Origin of the sequence: Faecalibacterium sp. BCRC 81149 (genome assembly GCF_022750605.1) — a bacterium.
Taxonomy (GTDB): Bacteria; Bacillota; Clostridia; order Oscillospirales; family Ruminococcaceae; genus Faecalibacterium; species Faecalibacterium duncaniae.
The window spans coordinates 317,366-336,056 of the sequence record NZ_QXJA01000001.1; the positions used below are offsets into that span (position 1 = coordinate 317,366).

The following is an 18,691-nucleotide window of genomic DNA, read 5'->3' on the forward strand; positions in this document are numbered from 1 at the left end:
ATTTATACAAACACCGACCATTGTCGGAAATATGGAGAAAGTGTGTATAACCCCGCACAAAAAAGCGCCCGCTTCCGAAGAAGCAGGCGTTTTTGAACGTTCACGGATTATTTGCTTTCAGGTGCCACCTCAAAATCGACCTTGCCAAGGTTGATATCGGCGCGGACGATGGTGATCATCATGCTGTCGCCCAAGCTCCAGGTCTTGCCGGAGGCGGGGTCAGAAAGGCGGATGCCCTCGGTGAGGGTGGTGCCGGTGGCGGTCAGGCTGGAAGCAGGCACAAAGCCCTCCACGCCGTTCTCCAGCTCCACAAAGATGCCGCGCTGGGTCACGCCGGAGATGATGCCCTGGTAGCACTCACCCAGATGGCGGCGGGCGTACTCGGCCTTGTAGTAATCCTCGGCTTTGCGCTCGATCTGAACGGCCAGCACTTCCCGCTCGCTGGACTGCTTGGAGGCCTTCTCCGCGAAATCGGTGTAGCGGACGATCATGGTCTCCTTGTCGGTGCCGCTGAGCAGGTCGGTCATCATGCGGTGGATGGCCAGATCCGGGTAGCGGCGGATGGGGCTGGTGAAGTGGGCGTAATCCTTGAGCACCAGACCATAGTGGCCCTTGGGCTTTTCCTCATAGCAGGCCTTGGACATGCAGCGGAGCATTCCGGTGTTGACGATCTGCTCAAACGGAGTGCCGCGCACGCCCTCCAGAATGGCGCTCAGCTCCTTGGGGGTGGGCACTTCCTTGGCAAAGTGGTCGTTGATGCCGCAGGCCTGCAGCAGGCTGTGCAGGCGCTCCAGCTTCTCGCCGTTGGGCTCCTCGTGGACACGGTAGACAAAGGGGATCTGCTTGACCCGGGCAAAGTGGGCGGCGCACTGGTTGGCCAGCAGCATGAACTCCTCGATCATGGCCTCGCTCTCGCCGGAGGTACGCTTTTTCACATCGATACAGTGGCCGTTCTCATCCAGAATGAGCTTAACTTCCCCGCTCTCGAAATCGATGCAGCCGCGCTCCTTGCGCAGGCGGGCGCGGTGGGCGTACAGTTCCTTCATGGCGGGCAGCTGATCCAGCACCTCGGCATACTTGGCCTGGGTCTCGGCATCGGCAGTGCCGGCCAGCAGGGCGTTGATCTCAGAATACACGCCCTTGACCCGGCTGCAGATGATGGACTTGACGAACTTGTAATCGGTCAGATTGCCGTCCTGATCCAGACGCATCAGGCAGGAGAACGCCAGGCGCAGCTCCTTCTCATTCAGGGAGCAGATGCCGTTGGAAAGGCTCTTGGGCAGCATGGGCACCACCTGATCCGCATAGTAGACCGAAGTGGCGCGGTTGAAGGCTTCCTCGTTCAGCTCACTGCCGGGCTTGACGTAGTGGGAGACATCGGCGATATGAACGCCCAGCTCATAGCCGCCACCGGGGAGCCGGGTCAGGCTGACGGCATCGTCGATATCCTTGGTCTCGGCGCTGTCGATGGTGAAGATGGGCAGAGCGCGCAGATCCATGCGGCCCTTGCAGTCCTCCTCAGACACGGTCATGTCCTCGAACTTCTTGGCCTCGTCCCGCACCTTCTCGGGGAAGCGGGTGTGGATGTCCTTGGCATAGAGCAGGGCCTTGGCGCAGCGCTTGGCCTCCTCGCAGCTGCCAAAGCGCATGGAAACGCCCACGCGGTGATCCTCCTGCCGGGTCCCGCGCTGCAGGATCTCCACAGCCACCTTGTCGCCGTCCTTCGCGCCGCCCTCGCAGTCGCGCTGGATGGTCATGGAGATGGCCGGGCAGTCATCGGGCACGAACTTCAGGCGGCCCTCGATGCGGCGGGCAGTGCCCACCATGTCGTTCTTCTGCTCGAGCACGGCAAGGATCTCGCCCTCATCGCTGCCCTCCACCCGGGGGTGGGCAAACTTTTCCACCAGAACGGAATCGCCGGGCATGGCACCGCGGGTGAAGCGGCCCGGGATGAAGATATCGCCGGATTCATCCTCCAGCATCACAAAGGCAAAGTTCTTGCCCAGCTTGACCACCTTGCAGGGCAGGGCCTTTTCGGCACGGCCGGAGCGGGCAGTGAAGAACACGCCGGACTTCTGGCAGACCACAGCGTCGTGTACCAGCTCGTCCAGAGCCTCCATCACCTTGCGGTCCGCGGCACGGTCGCCGCCGAACTTTGCCTTGAGGTCCTTGACCATGCAGGGCTGGTTCTGGATGGCATGTTCAATTTTATCGCGTAATGACATATTTTTCTCCTTAACACTTTTCCGGCATTCTCCAATGGAACCCGGACAACTTCTTTCCCACGAGAGGTTTAGACAGAAAAACAGCCCCGCCTTACACGGGGCTGTACACGGGTGCTCAGGCCAGACGGCTGGCGAACACACAGGCCAGGATAGCCACCACAAAGAACACGATGCCTGCAATGCGGGTCACCTTGGCCAGCATCTGATCCGCAGGGGTCAGGCGTGCATTGTTGGCACCGCCCACACCACCGTTGATGGCACCGGCCAGACCCTGACCGTGGGTGTGCTGCATCAGGGTGAGGATGATGATGACGGCCGAGACGACCAGCAGGATGGCACCGCCGACGATTTCAATGACAGACATGGATGGAACGCTCCTTTTATCTTTAGTTTCATAGAGACTGCATACAAATACAATTGTATGATAGCACAAAAGGCCGGGAAATGCAAGAAAAACCGTGGGCTACGGGGCCAGAATTTCCAGCCCTGCCGCCACCCGGGCAAAGATGGCCGCGCTGGAAAAGGCAGGCTCGGCCTGCGTATCCTGCAGCACCACGATGGTATAGCGGGGATGCTCTGCCGGGACAAAGCCCGCAAACCAGTAATTTTTCAGCTCAGTGCCGCCGGAAAACTGGCCGGTCTGGGCCGTGCCGGTCTTGCCCGCCGCGGTCTGGCCGGGCAGGGCGGCCTCATGGCCGGTGCCCCCGGCCACTACACCCGCCAACAGGGCCTGCAGGGTGGCGGCGGTGCGCTTTGTAAGCACCCGCCTGCTCCGGACATGGGAAAGCGCCGTGAGGGGCGCGCCGGTGGCCTCGTCCAGAGTGGTCTCCAGCAGCAGCGGGGTGCGGCAGATCCCCCCGCAGGCAATGGTGTTCATCATGGCGGCGACCTGCAGGGGGGATGCCAGCAGCTCCCCCTGCCCGAAGCAGAAATTGGCGTAGGCCCCGCTGGACGCAAGAGCCTCCCGCTCCGGCAGGACCCCCGCCGCCGTGTGCAGGGCATCGGTGAGCGGGATTGCCTGCCCGAAGCCCAGCTGCTCTGCCATGGCGCGGACAGCATCGGCCCCCAGCGCCTGCCCCAGCCGGATGAAGTAGCCGTTGCAGCTCTTTTCCAGCGCACCGGCCAGATCCACCTCGCCATGGGGGATGCCGCCCGCACAGCGGAAGATCCGGCCATCCACCGCGCACCAGCCGGGGCAGGTGTAGACAAAGCCGCTCTCCCCTGCCTCCAGCGCCGCTGCCGCCACCACCGGCTTGAACACCGAGCCCACGGCATAGCACTGGAACGCCCGTTCCAGCAGGGGGCTGTCCGGGGCGTTCAGGCTGGCCGAAATGTTTTCCGGATCATAGCCGGGGCGGCTGACGCAGGCCCGCACCTTGGCGTTGGCGGTGTCCAGCACCAGGATGCAGCCGCTCTGCATCGTCTCGTTGGCCACGGCTTCGGCGGTCTGCTGGATCTCCCGGGAAAGGGTCAGCTGCACCCCCACGGCCCCGCTGTCGGCGGGAGTGAGGACGGGCTCGGCCCGCAGCTTTCCCTGGGCGTTAACGGTGCAGAGCAGGGTATCCCCCGCCCCGCTGCCGGTGAGCAGATCATCAAAGGCGGCTTCCAGCCCGGCGGCACCGTGGCCCTCGCCATCAAGATACCCCAGCAGCTGCACTGCCAGCGGGGCGGCAGAGCTTCGCCGTGCCGCCGGCCAGCAGGAAACGCCCAGCGCGGAAACATCCCGGTCCACCTCCAGCAAGAACGGGGACGCGGCGTTCCGCTTCTGGTAGAGCGCCGCCTGCCCGGCGGCATCGGTGTAGGCGAACAGGCGGGCATAGCTGCCCTCCCCGGGCACGCAGAGGGCCATCCAGCGGGTGGTCTGCCCCGTGAGGAGCTGCCCCCTGTGATCATAAAAATTGCCCCGCCGGGCGGGCAGGTGGAGGGTGACCACGCTCTGCGCCGCCGCCCGGGCCCCATAGGCCGTGTCGGAGCAGAGCCAGTACAGGCGGCAGACCACCGCCGCAAAGCAGAACAGCAAGGCCCCATACAGGGCCAGCACCCGTTTGCCGGACATAAAAACGCCCCCTCTCCCGCTTAGGATGGGCAGGAAAGGGGGCATTGATACGTTCAGGAGCAGATTTTTCGGACGAGCTCAGCGGCACGGGCGGCATCCTCGGCCGTGGCGGTGCCGTTGTAGCGGGCTTTGAGGTAGATCTGGCGCAGCTCGGCCTCGGCGGCAAAGTCCATACCGAAAGCGCGGCCGGTCAGGTCAAGGCTGGTATCGCCCCGCAGGATGGTCACGCCGTGGCGCTGGCAGTGGTCCAGATAGATGGCATACTCCCGCCGCACTTTGTCCACCGGGCTGAGGAAGAGCCTGGGCCAGCGGCGGGCACGCTTGTGGGTGCTATGCCGGACAGTGGTGTCCGTGCAGGCAGTGTCCGTGTGCCGGAACTTCTGACGCAGGAAATGCCGCACCACCAGCACCGCACAGAGGACCGCCAGCAGGATACCGAGCACGGTCAGCATCAACATCCCGTTGATGAGCGGTTCTGCGTCCTCGGCGGCCTTTTGGGCGTTGGCGATGACCTCATCGGTAGAAACGATCTCGGTGCGCTCCAACGGTTTGGGCGGAAAGAGGGTGAAGAGCCAGTGGATGAACTGCAGGATGCCGTGGAACAGCCAAGTTACACCCTGCACCACAATGTTGTTCAAAAACAGCTGCAGCACCGGCACGATCCCGCCAAAGTAAACGGCAGACGCAGCCGCCTTTGCACCGGCAACCACAACACTGCGGCTGAGCAGGAACGGCCCTGCGCACACCGCCGCCAGCACGCCGCCGGAAAGCAGCAGATAGCCCGGCCGGGTGGAGATCTCCGGGTCCTGCCGGGTGGTGCGGTTGAACCCCACCAGAAGCACCGCTGCCGCCGCTGCAAAGGGCAGTGCCGCCGAAAGCACCGCGTTGGCGTTCCACAGCAGCATTGCCACTGCAAAGAAGGGCCATACCCGGCAGAGCCAGCGCAGGCGCTCGGCCTGCCGCACCGGCGAAAGGGCAAAATCGCCGGTGTAGGCCAGCAGCACCGGGTAGACTGCCGCCGGGAAGTAGCAGAACTTGTCCGCCCCTGTAGGCAGGAGGAGCAGCGCCGCCGCGCTCAGGGCCGCAAGAGTGGTGCGGAGGGGACGGCTGCCCTCAAAGCAGGAGGCCAGACCAAAGCAGAGGGCAGGCCAGACCAGCACCAGCGGCATGGGTGTCCCGCCGAAGCTGGCGGCAAAAAAGCCCGCAAAGGCATAGTAAAAGCTCAGATCACCTGCCAGGCGCAGGGTATGTAAGAACATCATGCGCCCGCCTCCCCTGTCTGGGCCGTCTCTACGGCCATTTCCGGAGTGAGCACCAGCAGCGGAATGCCAGGCAGGGGCTGCACGGCAGCACGCACAGCTTCTTCCGGCTCCGTTGTCACCACGATGCAGCCGACCTGCTCCTGCGGGTGGTAGTATTCGGCGCAGAACCGCGCGCAGGAAAGGGCGGTCTGCCCGGTGGCGCGGCCCAGAATTTCCAACACCCTGCGGTAGTGTTCGGGGCCGTAGCCCTGCGGGGTTTCCAGCGGCTTTCTCCACTCCTCACCGGAGAGAGCCGCATTGAGCAGCAGGTCAAAGGCAGCGTTTGCCGCAAAGCGATAGGACACCGCCCTTTCTTCCAGCCTCCGGCAGATTGTGCGGGCCATGGAGTAGCAGAGCTCCGCCGGTTCCGGGTGGTCGTAATCCTTGGTATCCGCATGGACTAGCACCACTGCCCGGGGCTCAGTGGTGTAATCCCACTTTTTGACCATAAGCCCCTGCCCCCGGACGCTCTGCTTCCAGGCGATGGAGCGCATGGGGTCACCGCTGGTGTAGGGGCGGTAACCCGCCGTGAGAATAGGATCCTCGTAGAGATAGCGGTTCACCGAAAGCTCGCCCAGAAAACCGCCCAGCATCTCTTCCAGTTCCGGCAGAGCGCACTCCCTGGGTGGAACAATAAGCTCGTGGAAGCCCCGCTCGGTGCGGGACTGTTCCACAAGACCCAGAAAGTCGCCGCCGATGACCTGCATCGGTTCCAGCACATAGCGGCCCCGGCGTTCCAGCCTGAGGGCGGTGGAGAAATCCGCCTCCTGCCCCGGGCGCAGCCAGGTGGTGAACCGCACCGTGTGACCCAAACCTGTCTGATCCTGCGTAATGTGGTGCTCCGCGCAGGGAAGAAACTCCTTGTTCAGGTGGAGCTTTGCCGCCAGGAACATCTTCCAACGGGGGCCGCTGTTCCGGACAACAAGGTGGATCACGGCGGGTTCCCCGGCTTCCACAAGATGATCCTCCACTTCCAGCCGCCCCTGCACATCGTCAAGGCTGTGGACTGTGCTGTAACGCTCCAGCCCAAGGGCTGTGGCCACCAATAGCAGCGCGAAGATGACGGCGCTCATTCCGCACTCTCCAGCGGCACAGTGATCTCGGCCAACAGCTTGCGCATCCGCAGAGCGGCGGCTTCGGCGTTCATGCTGCTGCCCAAAGAAATGCGGTGAGAAAGCACCGCCGGGGCCAGCCCTTTGATGTCCTCGGGGATGACGTATTCCCTGCCCTGCAAGGAGGCATACGCCTGCGCAGCCTGATAGAGCGCCAGCGCACCGCGGGTAGATACGCCGCTGACAAAGCCGCTCTGTGTGCGGGTGGCTTCCACGATGTCCATAAGGTAGTGCTTGACCTCCTCGGAGACCTTGACCTCCCGGTAAGCCGTGCGGACGTATGCGGTCTCCTCGGGAGTAACGACGGCCTGCAGCTCGTTCAGCACGGTCTGGGCCGAGGGGCGGGAGAGCACCTCCAGCTCCTGCTCCCGGGTCATATAGCCCAGCGACAGGCGCATGAAAAAACGGTCCATCTGGGCATCTGGCAACGGGAAGGTGCCAAAGGATTCCAGCGGATTCTGGGTGGCCAGCACCATAAAGGGCTCAGCCAGGCGGCTGGTCACGCCGTCCACGGTAATCTGCCTTTCCTCCATGGCTTCCAGCAGGGCCGACTGGGTACGGGGCGTGGCGCGGTTGATCTCGTCCGCCAGCACAAAGTTGGTGAAGAGCGGGCCGGGCCGGAACTCGAACTCACCGGACTTCTGGTTGTAGAAATTGATGCCGGTCAGATCGGAGGGCAGCAGGTCGGGCGTGAACTGCACCCGTTTGAAGCCCCCGCCCACCGTGCGCGCAAATGCACGCAGGAGCATGGTTTTGCCGGTGCCGGGCTTATCCTCCAGCAATACATGGCCTCCGCAGAGGAAGCTGACCAGAATTTTCTCGGTAGCATCCTCCTTGCCCACAATGACACGGGCACAGTTGGACACAACTTTTTCGCGGTAGGCGGTAAAAGCGGCAGTGTTCATTGGTGTTTCCTTTCCCAAAAACAATTTTTCTAAGTGTACTCTTGTTTGGAAAGGGTGTCAACAAAAAAGAAGGCAGAGCCTCCCGGGTGGGAAGTTCTGCCTTCTGCGGCGTATTGAATTGGTATGGGGAGCCGGTGCGGCTTAGTACATGCCGCCCTTCCAAACCACACTTTTGGAGCCGAATCACGAATATCGGGAAACGTAGACTTTTGTAGAATTATCAAGGCCACAAGCCGATTTTTCCAGATTCTCCGTTTTTGCACAATCCACGCTTTTCTACATAAATCTACGCCATTTACCGGGTGATTGGCGTAAGTTTTGGCGTAAGTTTTGGCGTAAGTTTCGGCGTAAGCAATTCCGCTTCATGCGCCGAAAATCACAGGTTGCCGGCGATCTGTTCAAAGGCTCTTTCAACCGATTCAAAACTGCTGTGCGTGTAGACATCCAGCGTCACACTGGCATTGGAGTGCCCCATCAGGTATTGCAGGCTCTTCACATCTAACCCGGCCTGCTGGACATTGGTGCAGAAGGTGTGTCGCAGCACGTGAGGTGTAATGCGCGGAACAGGTTTGCTGTACGCCTTCTCAAACTTTCCCTGCACGCCACGCATATAGTTTTCCAAGTGCATTGCCACCTTCGGCATTCCGGACTTGTCCAGAAAGAGGAATCAGCTACAACCATCCACCAGCGCTTCCACTTTCGTGGACGCTCTGGCTTTTACTACACGCCGCAACGCTGCACAAACAGTATCTGTCATGGGAACATTGCGGATACCGCTTTTTGTTTTCGGCGGTGTGACAAAGTAGGGCTTTTCAGCCGTCCGGCAAAGCTGCCGCCGGACATGGATACAGTGCCGTTCAAAGTCGATATCTGCTCGTGTCAGGCCATACAACTCACTCACACGCAAGCCGGTTCCCATAAGAATGACGATATCATCATAATAGTTGCCGCCATAGTCCTGAACGAATTGCAGATATTTCTCCTGCTGCTCTCTGGTCAGTGCATCACGCACATAAGCGTCCTTCGGCACAACATCCGACAGCTTGAACTTGAATGGATTCTTGCGGATGATGTCATCCTCTACCGCCATCTCAAACGCCGGTCTGACAACGCTTTGCAGGATTCCTATGGTGTTTTGCTTGAAACCGCTGTCATGCAGAAACACGAACCAGCCTTTCGCATCGGACAATTTTACCGTTTTGATGGCTTTTTGCCCGAAAGGGTCAGCATGAATCCGCTTGACCGCTGTGTTGTACGACCGAAGTGAATTGGGTTTCAACCCACGTTTCAGGTTCATATAGCGGTCAACCAGATCAGCCACCGTCATCTCCCCGGCGACGTAGTCGATGCCGTCTGCCAGATCGCGCCACAGTTCTTCCTCTTTTTTCCGCAGCTCTGTCAGGGATTTAGCGTAAATACAACGCCGTTTCTTGTGGATATCGGTATAACGATAGTCGTAGGTGCCGTTTGCTCTTTGGCTTTCGCCATCCTTCAAAACACGGCCCTTGCTATCTTTGCGCTTTTCAGACATTTAGAAACTCCTTTCTGTGAAAAGCGCATATAGGGGTTGATTTTAGTATACCATACCAACCATGCGATTTCCACCGATATCGAATAGAAAAGACGTTGCATCATTCTCAAATAGAATACGCCTGCTCGATAAAGCAATCAAACAGACGGCGCTTGATCAAACGCTTGTTGCCCACCCAAAGGACAAATTTGCACTTATCCTCGTTGGTAATCTCGCGCAGTTTATTGATGCCAATGCCGGAGTATGCTGCAGCTTCCTCCAGCGTTAAATTGCTCTTTTCCCAAATCGGAACTTGTCGGGACTTGGTCCCTCCATCTTGCTGATGCAAGACCGTTCCATCGCTTAAAGTCCCCACCGGGGACTTCATTGCTTCGCAAACGCGAACTTCCTTCATAGGCAGACCTCCATATCCTTGTAACCGAACGCCTGTAACCGGGCAGGAAAACTTTCTTTTTCTGTACGCAGGACATTCGGTGGACTTTATACTTTTTCTTATCTTTTTAAGGTTACATGGTTACAGAAAGCGGAAAACGCAGCAATCATGCGGTTTTTTCGCTGTAACTGCAGCGTAACCAAACCTGTAACTGACCGTGTAACCGCTGTCCATCAGAAGGGAAATCCCAGTTGCTGGGCTTCCGCATCCGTCATTTCGGAGAAATCTTCAGCCCCGGTTTCGGGGCTGGTTACGCGCTCCCAGCCTTTCTGAACACCGTACTTCGGGTAACGCTTGGCGGTTTTGTGAGCCTGCCAGCCTTGAATGTCGCCGCGCGAAATTCCTGTGTTCATGATCTCGCAGATAGCACGGGTCTCCCACTCTGCCGGGATATTGGTGTTGCCCAGTGCTTCTGCATAGAGCTGCTTGGAACACACCCGGTCACCTGCGTAGTCCTCCAGAAAGGCGTAGATCATGCCAGCCTGCGCATCCTCCTGCATGAAGTCCTGCTGGTGGGCTTGCAGCGTTTCCTGCATGGCAGGGCTGAATGCCAACTTGTAGTTGCCGCTGTTGTAGATGGTCATGGCTTCTGCCCAAAGCTGGTCGATATAGGCACGGGATTCGGCTTCATCGTCTAGAATGTGGACTTCGGCCAGTTCCGCATCCACCGGAACGGGGATAAAGCGGCGATTACCCGTGCGGTCACGGGGCAAAAAATCCTGCCGGTTGGTCGTGCCAGCAAAGACACACTGGCGCAGACGGTCGGCAGGATGGGTCTCGTAGGGGACTTTATAGGTCTCCTTCTGTTTGCTGAGAAAACTCTTGATCTCCTCGATGCTCTTGGCATTGGCGGTGGCGATCATCTCCGACATTTCAATGATCCAGTGGCCCTGCAGCTTGCGGTACACATTGTCATCGTCCAGCCGCCGCAGGTCATCCGAGAACCACTCGTCCTTGACTGCCAGCAGCCGGAAGAAGGTGGACTTTCCTGCACCTTGCCCGCCCACCAGACAGAGCATGGTTTCAAATTTACATCCCGGCTGGAACACCCGCTTGATGGCTCCCAGCAGGAAAATTTTCATAGCTTCGCAAGTGTACTCGTCCTCCGCAGCACCGAGGAAATGGTGCAGGACGTGGGCTATCCGTTCCGTACCGTCCCACTTTAGGCCATTCAGGTAATCCCGGATGGGGTGGTAGCGGTTCTCGTTGGCAATGATGCGGATGGCGGATTCAATCTTCTTTTCGCTGAAAATGCCGTACTTCTCCATTCGCCGCAGGATATACTTCATATCGGTGTCGTTCAGTGTCTTGCCGGAGCGGGGCCAGCCCACGGGCTTTACAATGTCAATGCGCTCGCTCAACAGGTTCAGCCGGATGGCATCGGCAAGCACATGGTCGTTCTGCAAAATTGTAATGCAGTTCTGAATCGTCCGCTGTATCTCTCCGTTGGAGTGCTTGGTCAGCATCTCCTTTACTTCGGCAACGGTTCGGGGAGTGCGTTCTTCGTTGACTTCTTTGCTCAATAATCATCACCTCGTACTATTGAAAACGATTTTCTGACTTTTCCGCAGTTGAAAGTACAGATGGATTCCGCTGCGCCTGTTCTGCCTGCAAACGGCTCAACAGTTGCAGAACGGAATCCCGTGCTTTCTCCTTGACCTGTTCCTTGCCTTTCTGCCGAGCCTCCGGCTTCAGGAGTTTCTCCTGCAAGCGGGCAGCGGTGGTCTGCATGGTCTTGAGGAACTTGTCCAGCACGGTGTCCAAACGGTGGGCGGCATATTCCCTCGTGGCCTGCGGAGCCTTGCGCTCCGGGGACAGCACCCACTTCTTCGTGTCCTCGATCATCCGCATATCTTCCTTGCGGGTTTCAGTGCGCACCACATCCGTCACGACCTCCACTGCCTTGTCGTAGGCCGCAGCCGAAACTTCATCGATCAGTGTTTCCATGTCGTTGACCTTGAGGGTCAATTCGTCCAGCCTGTTCTGCTGGACGGCAAGCTGTTCCTTCTGCTTGGCAAGGATGAAGTCCTGCTTTTCCAGATATTTGCGGTTGCCGTACTCCGCTTCTTCCTCCAAATCCAGCCCATGACGTTTGGCAATCTCGAACAGCATCTTTCGACAGGCGGCATCAAAGGTGATCTTGCGGTTGTTGCGGCGGCTGAGGGGCTTGTCCGGGTCGGGCAGGTCGAAGCCCAGTGCTTCCAGTGCCTTTTCCTGCTGGGGAGCTACATCGCCGTACTTGTTCTTGCAGTCGAACACATGGCGCTCGTGGATGTGGGGTGTGCTTTCGTCCAGATGCAGTGCCCAGTCCAGCACATGAACGTGTTCGCCAAACTTGGCCTTGAACTCGTTAATGAACTCCGTGACGATGTTCAGCAAGTCCTCTGCGGAAGCGTGTTCATCCAGCGTTCCAAGTTGGTAGATGGTCTCCTCCGGGCAGGTCTTGCGGCTGGACAGCAGGTCGGGAATGGAGCGGTTGCGCTCTGTGTGCCGGATCTTGGCATTGCGCTCGTTCTGGCTTTCCACAAAAGCCGTGTAGTGGGTCTCGTAGAATTGCCGTTCTACATCCGAGAAGGTCGCCGCCAGATCGTCCGGGTCTTGTGGAGCGAGAGCCGAACGGAAACCGTGGAAGCAGTCCCAGTAGATGTTGCCCTTGGCTCGTTCCGGGTCGATGTGCTCACTGTTGGCAAGGTTGAAACTGCGGTCGTTGTGCTTGGGGTTGTAAGTGCCGTGTGCTCCGGCTCGTCCGTTGTGTCGTGTTAATTTCAGATAGACATCCCTCTTTTCCTGTATTTTTTGTGTACGGCCACTCGTGCGATCAAATCACAGGAGTGATACAATTCTTCTAAGCAACGGGTCTCGCATTTCAAGACTGTGTCTTGAAATCTTCTCTCGAAATCGAGAGGTAATCCTTTCGGAAAAGGATTTATGTGTTTGTTATACTGCAAAGAAAGTGGCCTACCGCTCCTTCCCTCAGTGGGAGATCATGGCGTTTGTCGCTTTCTGCTTAGAAGAGTTTGCTTCTGCTCTGCAAGAAAAGTATAACGGAGAAACTCATAGTCGAACAGGAACTGTGAGTTCCTAATTTTCAGTGAAAGTAGGAAGCATCGTTCCCATTTCTTGTTGCATCGCTATTCTTTCTTTGCGGAAAATCATTAAGATGCTGTATCTCTGCAATTATCATAGCACCTGAAATCACTAAAGTCGTGGGCTTCGCAGGCCTATTATTGGCCCCTAGGTGAACCCGTTTTGATTACTTTTTCCTGATTTTGGTATAAGGTTTAGCAGGAACTTCTTTCATTTCAACAGCTTGGCGTGGGAGAACGCAGCAGCGGAGCTGCTGGATCTGCCGCCGTTTTGCGCCAGATAATACCCAGTAGGATATGACGCACAGCATCATATCACTGGGCAAGGCGTTCCCCCTTGACTCCCTTCAAAGGGCTGCGGTCTCGCCTGTCGGCTCGGTCGGTGCTTCAAAATACCTGCGGCCTTTTGAGGTCGCCACTGGCGACCCGCACCTCTGCACTCTTGCTCCGGGCAAGCTGTCCTGGAATGGACAGCTCGTCCGGCTCCGATGTAACGAGAACTGACAAATTCGTCCGTTTTCGTAATCGTATAGCACAAAAAAGGCGGCCGTCTGCACCCATGCAGACAGCCGCCTTTGGTTTTATGCTGTATTCTATTTGTCAGTCTCTGAAAATCTTATCCAGTTCCCTTTCCATGGTGCCCGCCTTGGCAAATTCCAGCGTATCCGCCTGACGGATATGGTGGGCAGTGATGCCGTGACCCTTTGCAAAGCCCAGAATATAGCTGATGGCAATGCGGTAGATGATCTCTGTCGGGGCAAGCCCATAGACCTGCTTGGCAAAGATATGTTCCAGCCGGGCGTTATCGTCCGGGAAGGCTTGCCGCATCTTCTCGCTGCGGTAGAGCCGCTTGACGATTTCCGTAATGTACAGGCCGGACTTCATGTAGGGGTCCAGGAAGGTCTTGCCGGGATCATCGAAGCAGCCGGGGTTTTCCTGTTCCAGCAGGTCCACCATCTTTTTCACCACCCATTTGGGGGTAAAGATCTGGTTGGTTTTCTGGGGTGGGATGTAATCAAAGATATCCTCGGTGCGGCTCTCATCAAAGTAATCTGCCAGCTTGACCTTCAGGTTCAGGAACTCCTTCACCGAATCGTCAAACACCACCGGGTCGAACAGGTGGCCTGCAAAGTGCTCCTCCTGTCCGGTGGCTTGGTTGAGGTAGGGACCGCCGTCCCGCAAAAAGCGGAACTGTTCCAGCGTGATGCTGGTGACCTCCTGAAAGACCTTGTCCGGGATGATCTGGTCAAAGTTCGCCAGCGTCACGGTCTCGTCGCCGTAGGCCATGAGGAAGGACGGGATGGTGCGGGAGAAGCCCCGCAGATGGTCACGGACGGTGTCCTCGTAGCCCTTTTTCTCCTGCTCCTTCTGGTTGGTCTCCACGGTGCGCACGATGGTCTGCTGCATTTCCTGCGCCGTCTGCTGGATGGTGGATTGCAGGTTTTCCATCAGGGCGGCGGTGCTCTGCTGCTGCTTTGCGTCAAACTCCCGGTTGACCTGCTGGCGCTGCTGGGCAGTGGTGCAGCTCTGTAACTTTTGGGTGCGCTTTTCCTCCAACTGGCTCTGGTCGATGCGGTAGTTGTCCACCACCTTGTTCACCGCCACGTCCATTTTTGCCTTGGCGGCGCTCTCGAACCGCTTTTGGTCGGACAGCTTCAGGTCCCGCCCATACTCCTGCTTTGCCTGCTCCACCATAGGGGTGATGATCTCCTTGGTGATGCTCTTTTTCAGGGGTTCCAGATGTTCCTCCTTTGCCGGGGCATCGGTGAGGGTCTGCAAGGCGGTGTCCAATGCCGGGGTGCTCTCATAAATTTTTTCCCCGAACACATCCGCTGCCTTGCCGATGACGTAGCCCTCGTCCAGATTCACCTCGCCCTTGTCGTTCAGGGAGAGGTCTGCGCCGGTGTCCGGGGTGATCTGGATGGGCTTTGCCTTGGCTTCGCTGATGGGCTGGAAGTTTTGCAGAATATCCAGCACCTCCTGCGGCGCACTGAACACGTTGGAAATGTTCTGGAACAGGAAATTGCTCTGGAAGCCCATCCGCACCACTTCTTTCGACTTAATCTTGCGGGGGATGCTGAGGACTTTTTCCGCATCCAGCGGGATCATCTCCCCTTCCTCGTCCTCGCCGATGACCGGGAAGAAGTTGAGCAGATTCTGGATGTGCGCCTTGCGCTCCTCGGTGTCGCCCTTGCCGCTGGCGGTGTTCTGAGAAAGGTCGTTGGCGAACTGCTCGTAGATCAGCAGAGTGCGGGCGGGGTCAAAATCGAACACATAGGCGTTCTCTTTGCGGCGGAAGGTGCCGTTTTCGTGGAAAAGGCAGGGGTTCTGGGCACGGAACGCCGCCTGCATATACAGCGCCGGGCTTTTCAGGTTGGAGAGCATCAGCACCGCCGACCATTCCGGGATGGTGACACCGGTGGTGAGCTGCCCCACAGACAGGGTGATGGTCTTTTCGTGGTGGGCGATGGCGGCTTTTACCCGGTCAAAGCTCTTCTGGTTCTCGTCCGTGTCGTCCAGCTTGCCGTCACCGGCGGCAAGGATCACCTCATAGTCCCGGAACACCGGGTGCGCCTGCAGCTTTTTTGCCAGCGCTCTGGCACTGTCCACCCGGTTCAGCAGCCAGAAGGTGTGCTTCAGCTCGGCCCGCAACTCCGGGGTGGAAAACGGAAACTTGTTCTGGGTGGTCATGGCATCCAGAAAGCGGTCTACCTCGGCGTCGTGCTCAAAGCTGCCGCTGGGCTTCACCTTGAAGAACTCGTTCAGGTCAAAGGCAAATTCCTGCGTTTCGCCGTCGATCTCCACGCCCTGCCGGATCTCGTCCCGGATGATCTCGGACATCTGGTAGGTGTAGAGGTTGAGCATGGGGAGGTTTGCGTAGGGGTTCTGCTGCCCCGGTGCGCCCTGCCAGTTCCGCTTGGCGGCCTGCTCGTCGGCGTAGGTCCAGTTGAAGATGGCATCCCCGGCAAACTTATCGTTCGCCAGCGCCTTGAAGGGCGTGCCGGACAGGTGCAGCGTGAACTTGCGGCGGATACGGTCAAAGGCAAGGTCGGTCTTGTAGGTGTCCACGCCCTCGTGGGCTTCGTCGATGACCAGCACATCCCAGTTCAGCTCGGTCAGGTGGCGCAGCTTGTCGTACTCGCCGCCGAAATACTTGGAGCCTTTCATATCCTGCAAGCTGACGAACTCAATGCGCTTATACAGCTCCTCGCCCTGTGCGGCGGCATCCAGATAGCCTTGCTCGTCCAGCACATGGGGCTGCCCGGCAAGGGCATCCACATGGCTGACGAAGAGATAGCCGGACTCCCTGCCCAGAAAGCGCACATAGTCGCTGTACCAGCTGTTGGCGATGGCAGGGCGGTTGGTGACGATGAGCACCGTCTGTGCATCCACCTGCTTGCAGAAATCGTAGACGGAAAGGGTCTTGCCAAAGCGGGGCTTGGCGTTCCACAAAAACTCCCCGCCGGGGTGGCTCTGACAATAGGCTTTGGTCTGCGTCACGGCCTCTGCCTGCTCCTTCCGCAAGGTATAGGGGATGGCGGCATCCAGCTTTACCCTGCCCCGGTTCATGCGGAAATCCTGAAAATACCGCCGGGACTGCTCCCCGTCCAGATGGAACCACTCGTTTTTGCGGTCGTTCTCCACGTTCAGCTTGCGGAGATAGGCGTGGAAATCGTGGTCAGTGAACATCTCGCCGCTGCCGTCATCGTAGACGGCATTGCCCCGCCACTCCTCGTGGAACAGCACATCGGCGGTATGGGTCTGCTGTTTCAGGCGTTTGTCCACCGATTGCTCGGTGTAGCCGATCTTCGTCCAGCCGTTGTGCCGAGCAATTTCCGGGGTGGTATAGGCGTAGATCATGGGCACCACCTGCCGGGCAGTGCGCAGAGTTATGCCAGCCATTATGCCATCTCCTTTACATGGGTCTCGATAAATTCGATTTCATCGGCGGTCAGGTCATACTTGCGGTAAAGCTGCCGGTCAATTTCCGCAATCGACTTGCTCCAATCAATGTCGGAATGGGCGGTAAAATCTTGAAGGGGAACGTATTTCCATTTTGTTGGCGTGATATCTTGCGTCACCTTCAAAACACCAAGCATTGTTCTTGCAAATTTAGTTTTTATGTATTTCAAGCAGTTTTCTGCTTCATTGCGTGTTTCAAACCTTCCAATTCCAAGAAATGTTTCTGTTGAACCAACCCATGGTTCAACAATTTCTGCCTTGCCAATAATTCTTGCCGGGATTGGTTTTCCGATATGCCCTGATGCGCCATCTGCTTTAGAAATTAAAAGTTTGTACTTGTCAAGATTTGATACTTTATTGACATATTCTTTTCGGATATATTTAAGCGTTCGATTGCTTCCATCTCGCCCAAAAATTCGAATGTATTCATGGCCATCATTTGGTTTTTCATCATAAAAAATCATTGAAAGTCTATCAAACACATTAGACTTCAAATCGTATGCGTGTCCCTTACTCATCAACGAAGCCGCATCAGGATAATCATCATGCATTTTCTGTGTGAAGTGGTATGCAAAGCTTGTAACTACAATATCAGCAAAAGAAGAGAATTTCCCATTATCACGGACTTTTTCTAAAATAGAGTTCAATTCCACAAACGGTGTAAACGTTCCAATTACTCCAAAATCCTTCTTTTTATCCCAGTATGAAATTGCAACGCCTCCTTCAATAGGGGCTGACAAATTAGGAAAAATCACGTCGCTATTAGATTCATACGACAAAATCTTAAAATGCGGATTATTTAACATCTTCTCATTCCAAGCTTTAGGCGTAGACCCCGCATTAAACAAGAAGCGTGCGGGATGAATCATTTCGACTTTATCTGCCACTTCATGTGATGCATCAAGAAATTTATCGTATACCGAATTTGCTCCTGAAGAATTTCCGTTATACATTTCCTGATACGGCGGGTTTCCGATGACATAATCAAACTTCATGCTGGTACTCCCTTCCTGAATGGTTTCAAAGTTCTGGGTCGTTCCATGGCTGCCCTTGCGCCAGTTTTTCACTTTACAGGATACCGTGGGCGGCTGCAGCTCTGCCGCCCCGAACATGGAAAAGAGGTCAAGCTGTTCTGCCTCCGGCTGGGGCTTGCCGCCGGGCACAGACAGGTGCAAGCCGTCCATCTGCCACAGGTTCCAGCTGATGATGGTGGCGATAGGCTGTAACTCTTCTTTTGTGGGTTTGCGCTGCCAGCGTGCTTGCAGATGCTCCGCATAGGTCAGCAGCAGGTTGACCCGCGCCAGCAAAAGGTTATCGCCCTGATACTCGTAGCCGTAGGTGGACTGCACCGCATGGGTGGCAAACTTGCGCCACTCGTCCTCTGTGGCGGCGTTCTCGCTTACCACACGCAGCTTGCGGTCCAGAATGCCAATGCGCCGGGCTACCGGGATCATCTCGCCGGTGGCGGCATCGTAGCGGGACGCCAGAAAAGGGGCTTCGCCGCAGGTCACCTCCAAGCGGCGGCTCTGCACATACTGCACCCATGCCGGGGTCTTGCCCCCGCAAGCCGGGAACTGCACCGGCGTTTCCACCGTCTGCCAGCCTTGGGGCAGTTCCACCGTGAACTGCCCGGCGATCTCTCCTGCCCCCAGCGCACCGAACCAGTCAGCATCCAGTGCGTTGTTCATCTTGTTGCAGACCCATGCGGGCGAGAATACTTCGCCCTTTTTGCGGGTGCGCTGCTGCTGGGTGTCGGTCTGCTTCATCATCCGGGGCAGCACCACCTCGTAGTGGGTCAGCCCGAGCTGCTGGGTGGTAATCTGGGATCTATCCGTCACCGGCTCGTACATCACTGTTTGCAGTTCCTCCGGCGGGTCGGTTGCCCAGATGATGTTTTTACCGGTGGAGCGGTCTTTTAGAAGTGTATCCAGCACCGCCTGTACTTCCGGTGCGTGAAAGTCGATCAGTTGTTCCAACGGGGATTCCCTCGCTTTGCCTTAGCGTTGCGGCGGAAGTAGTATTTTTGTACTAGTTCCGCCCTATACTAGCATTATAACTACTTGTTTGTATCGTGTCCAG

11 protein-coding genes and 1 pseudogene are annotated in these 18,691 nt (G+C 57.3%); all 12 read right to left on the bottom strand.

The window, feature by feature from the left end:
* Nucleotides 1-107 precede the first annotated feature (107 nt).
* The 12 genes and pseudogenes from rnr to D3F01_RS01615 all read right to left on the bottom strand — a co-directional run bounded on the left by rnr (nt 108) and on the right by D3F01_RS01615 (nt 18,588).
* Nucleotides 108-2,225 (bottom strand): ribonuclease R, encoded by a 2,118-nt coding sequence (gene rnr / locus D3F01_RS01560; RefSeq protein ID WP_242885677.1) that lies wholly within the window; start codon nt 2,223-2,225, stop codon nt 108-110.
* Between the two features lie 115 nt (nt 2,226-2,340).
* Nucleotides 2,341-2,589 carry a preprotein translocase subunit SecG gene (secG, locus tag D3F01_RS01565; protein WP_098922549.1) on the bottom strand — a complete coding sequence of 83 codons (249 nt, stop codon included), beginning with the start codon at nt 2,587-2,589 and terminating at the stop codon, nt 2,341-2,343.
* 99 nt (nt 2,590-2,688) lie between these two features.
* Nucleotides 2,689-4,281, bottom strand: coding sequence for a penicillin-binding protein 2 (locus tag D3F01_RS01570; protein WP_242885678.1), 1,593 nt, complete (start codon nt 4,279-4,281; stop codon nt 2,689-2,691).
* Nucleotides 4,282-4,334: 53 nt separating this feature from the next.
* Nucleotides 4,335-5,543: a hypothetical protein gene (locus D3F01_RS01575; protein ID WP_242885679.1), complete on the bottom strand. Its 1,209-nt coding sequence runs from the start codon at nt 5,541-5,543 to the stop codon at nt 4,335-4,337.
* Entirely contained in the window at nt 5,540-6,655 is a 1,116-nt protein-coding gene (locus tag D3F01_RS01580; protein WP_242885680.1) for a DUF58 domain-containing protein, read from the bottom strand. Before D3F01_RS01580 ends, D3F01_RS01575 begins: the two co-directional genes overlap by 4 nt.
* Nucleotides 6,652-7,599 carry an AAA family ATPase gene (locus tag D3F01_RS01585; RefSeq protein WP_098922558.1) on the bottom strand — a complete coding sequence of 316 codons (948 nt, stop codon included), beginning with the start codon at nt 7,597-7,599 and terminating at the stop codon, nt 6,652-6,654. The genes D3F01_RS01580 and D3F01_RS01585 overlap by 4 nt, the downstream gene beginning before the upstream one ends.
* 376 nt (nt 7,600-7,975) lie before the next feature.
* Nucleotides 7,976-9,130 (bottom strand): annotated as a pseudogene (locus D3F01_RS01590) (site-specific integrase).
* 106 nt (nt 9,131-9,236) lie between these two features.
* A complete protein-coding gene (locus tag D3F01_RS01595; RefSeq protein ID WP_227623440.1) occupies nt 9,237-9,458 on the bottom strand; it encodes an excisionase in 222 nt (73 codons plus the stop codon).
* Nucleotides 9,459-9,736: 278 nt separating this feature from the next.
* A complete protein-coding gene (locus tag D3F01_RS01600; protein ID WP_242885881.1) occupies nt 9,737-11,029 on the bottom strand; it encodes a virulence-associated E family protein in 1,293 nt (430 codons plus the stop codon).
* A 73-nt stretch (nt 11,030-11,102) separates the two neighbouring features.
* Nucleotides 11,103-12,089, bottom strand: coding sequence for a plasmid recombination protein (locus D3F01_RS01605; protein WP_242885681.1), 987 nt, complete (start codon nt 12,087-12,089; stop codon nt 11,103-11,105).
* Nucleotides 12,090-13,249: 1,160 nt separating this feature from the next.
* On the bottom strand, nt 13,250-16,552 hold the full coding sequence (locus tag D3F01_RS01610; protein ID WP_242885682.1) for a DEAD/DEAH box helicase family protein: 3,303 nt from the start codon (nt 16,550-16,552) through the stop codon (nt 13,250-13,252).
* On the bottom strand, nt 16,552-18,588 hold the full coding sequence (locus tag D3F01_RS01615) for an Eco57I restriction-modification methylase domain-containing protein (RefSeq protein ID WP_242885683.1): 2,037 nt from the start codon (nt 18,586-18,588) through the stop codon (nt 16,552-16,554). Before D3F01_RS01615 ends, D3F01_RS01610 begins: the two co-directional genes overlap by 1 nt.
* Between the last annotated feature and the right edge of the window lie 103 nt (nt 18,589-18,691).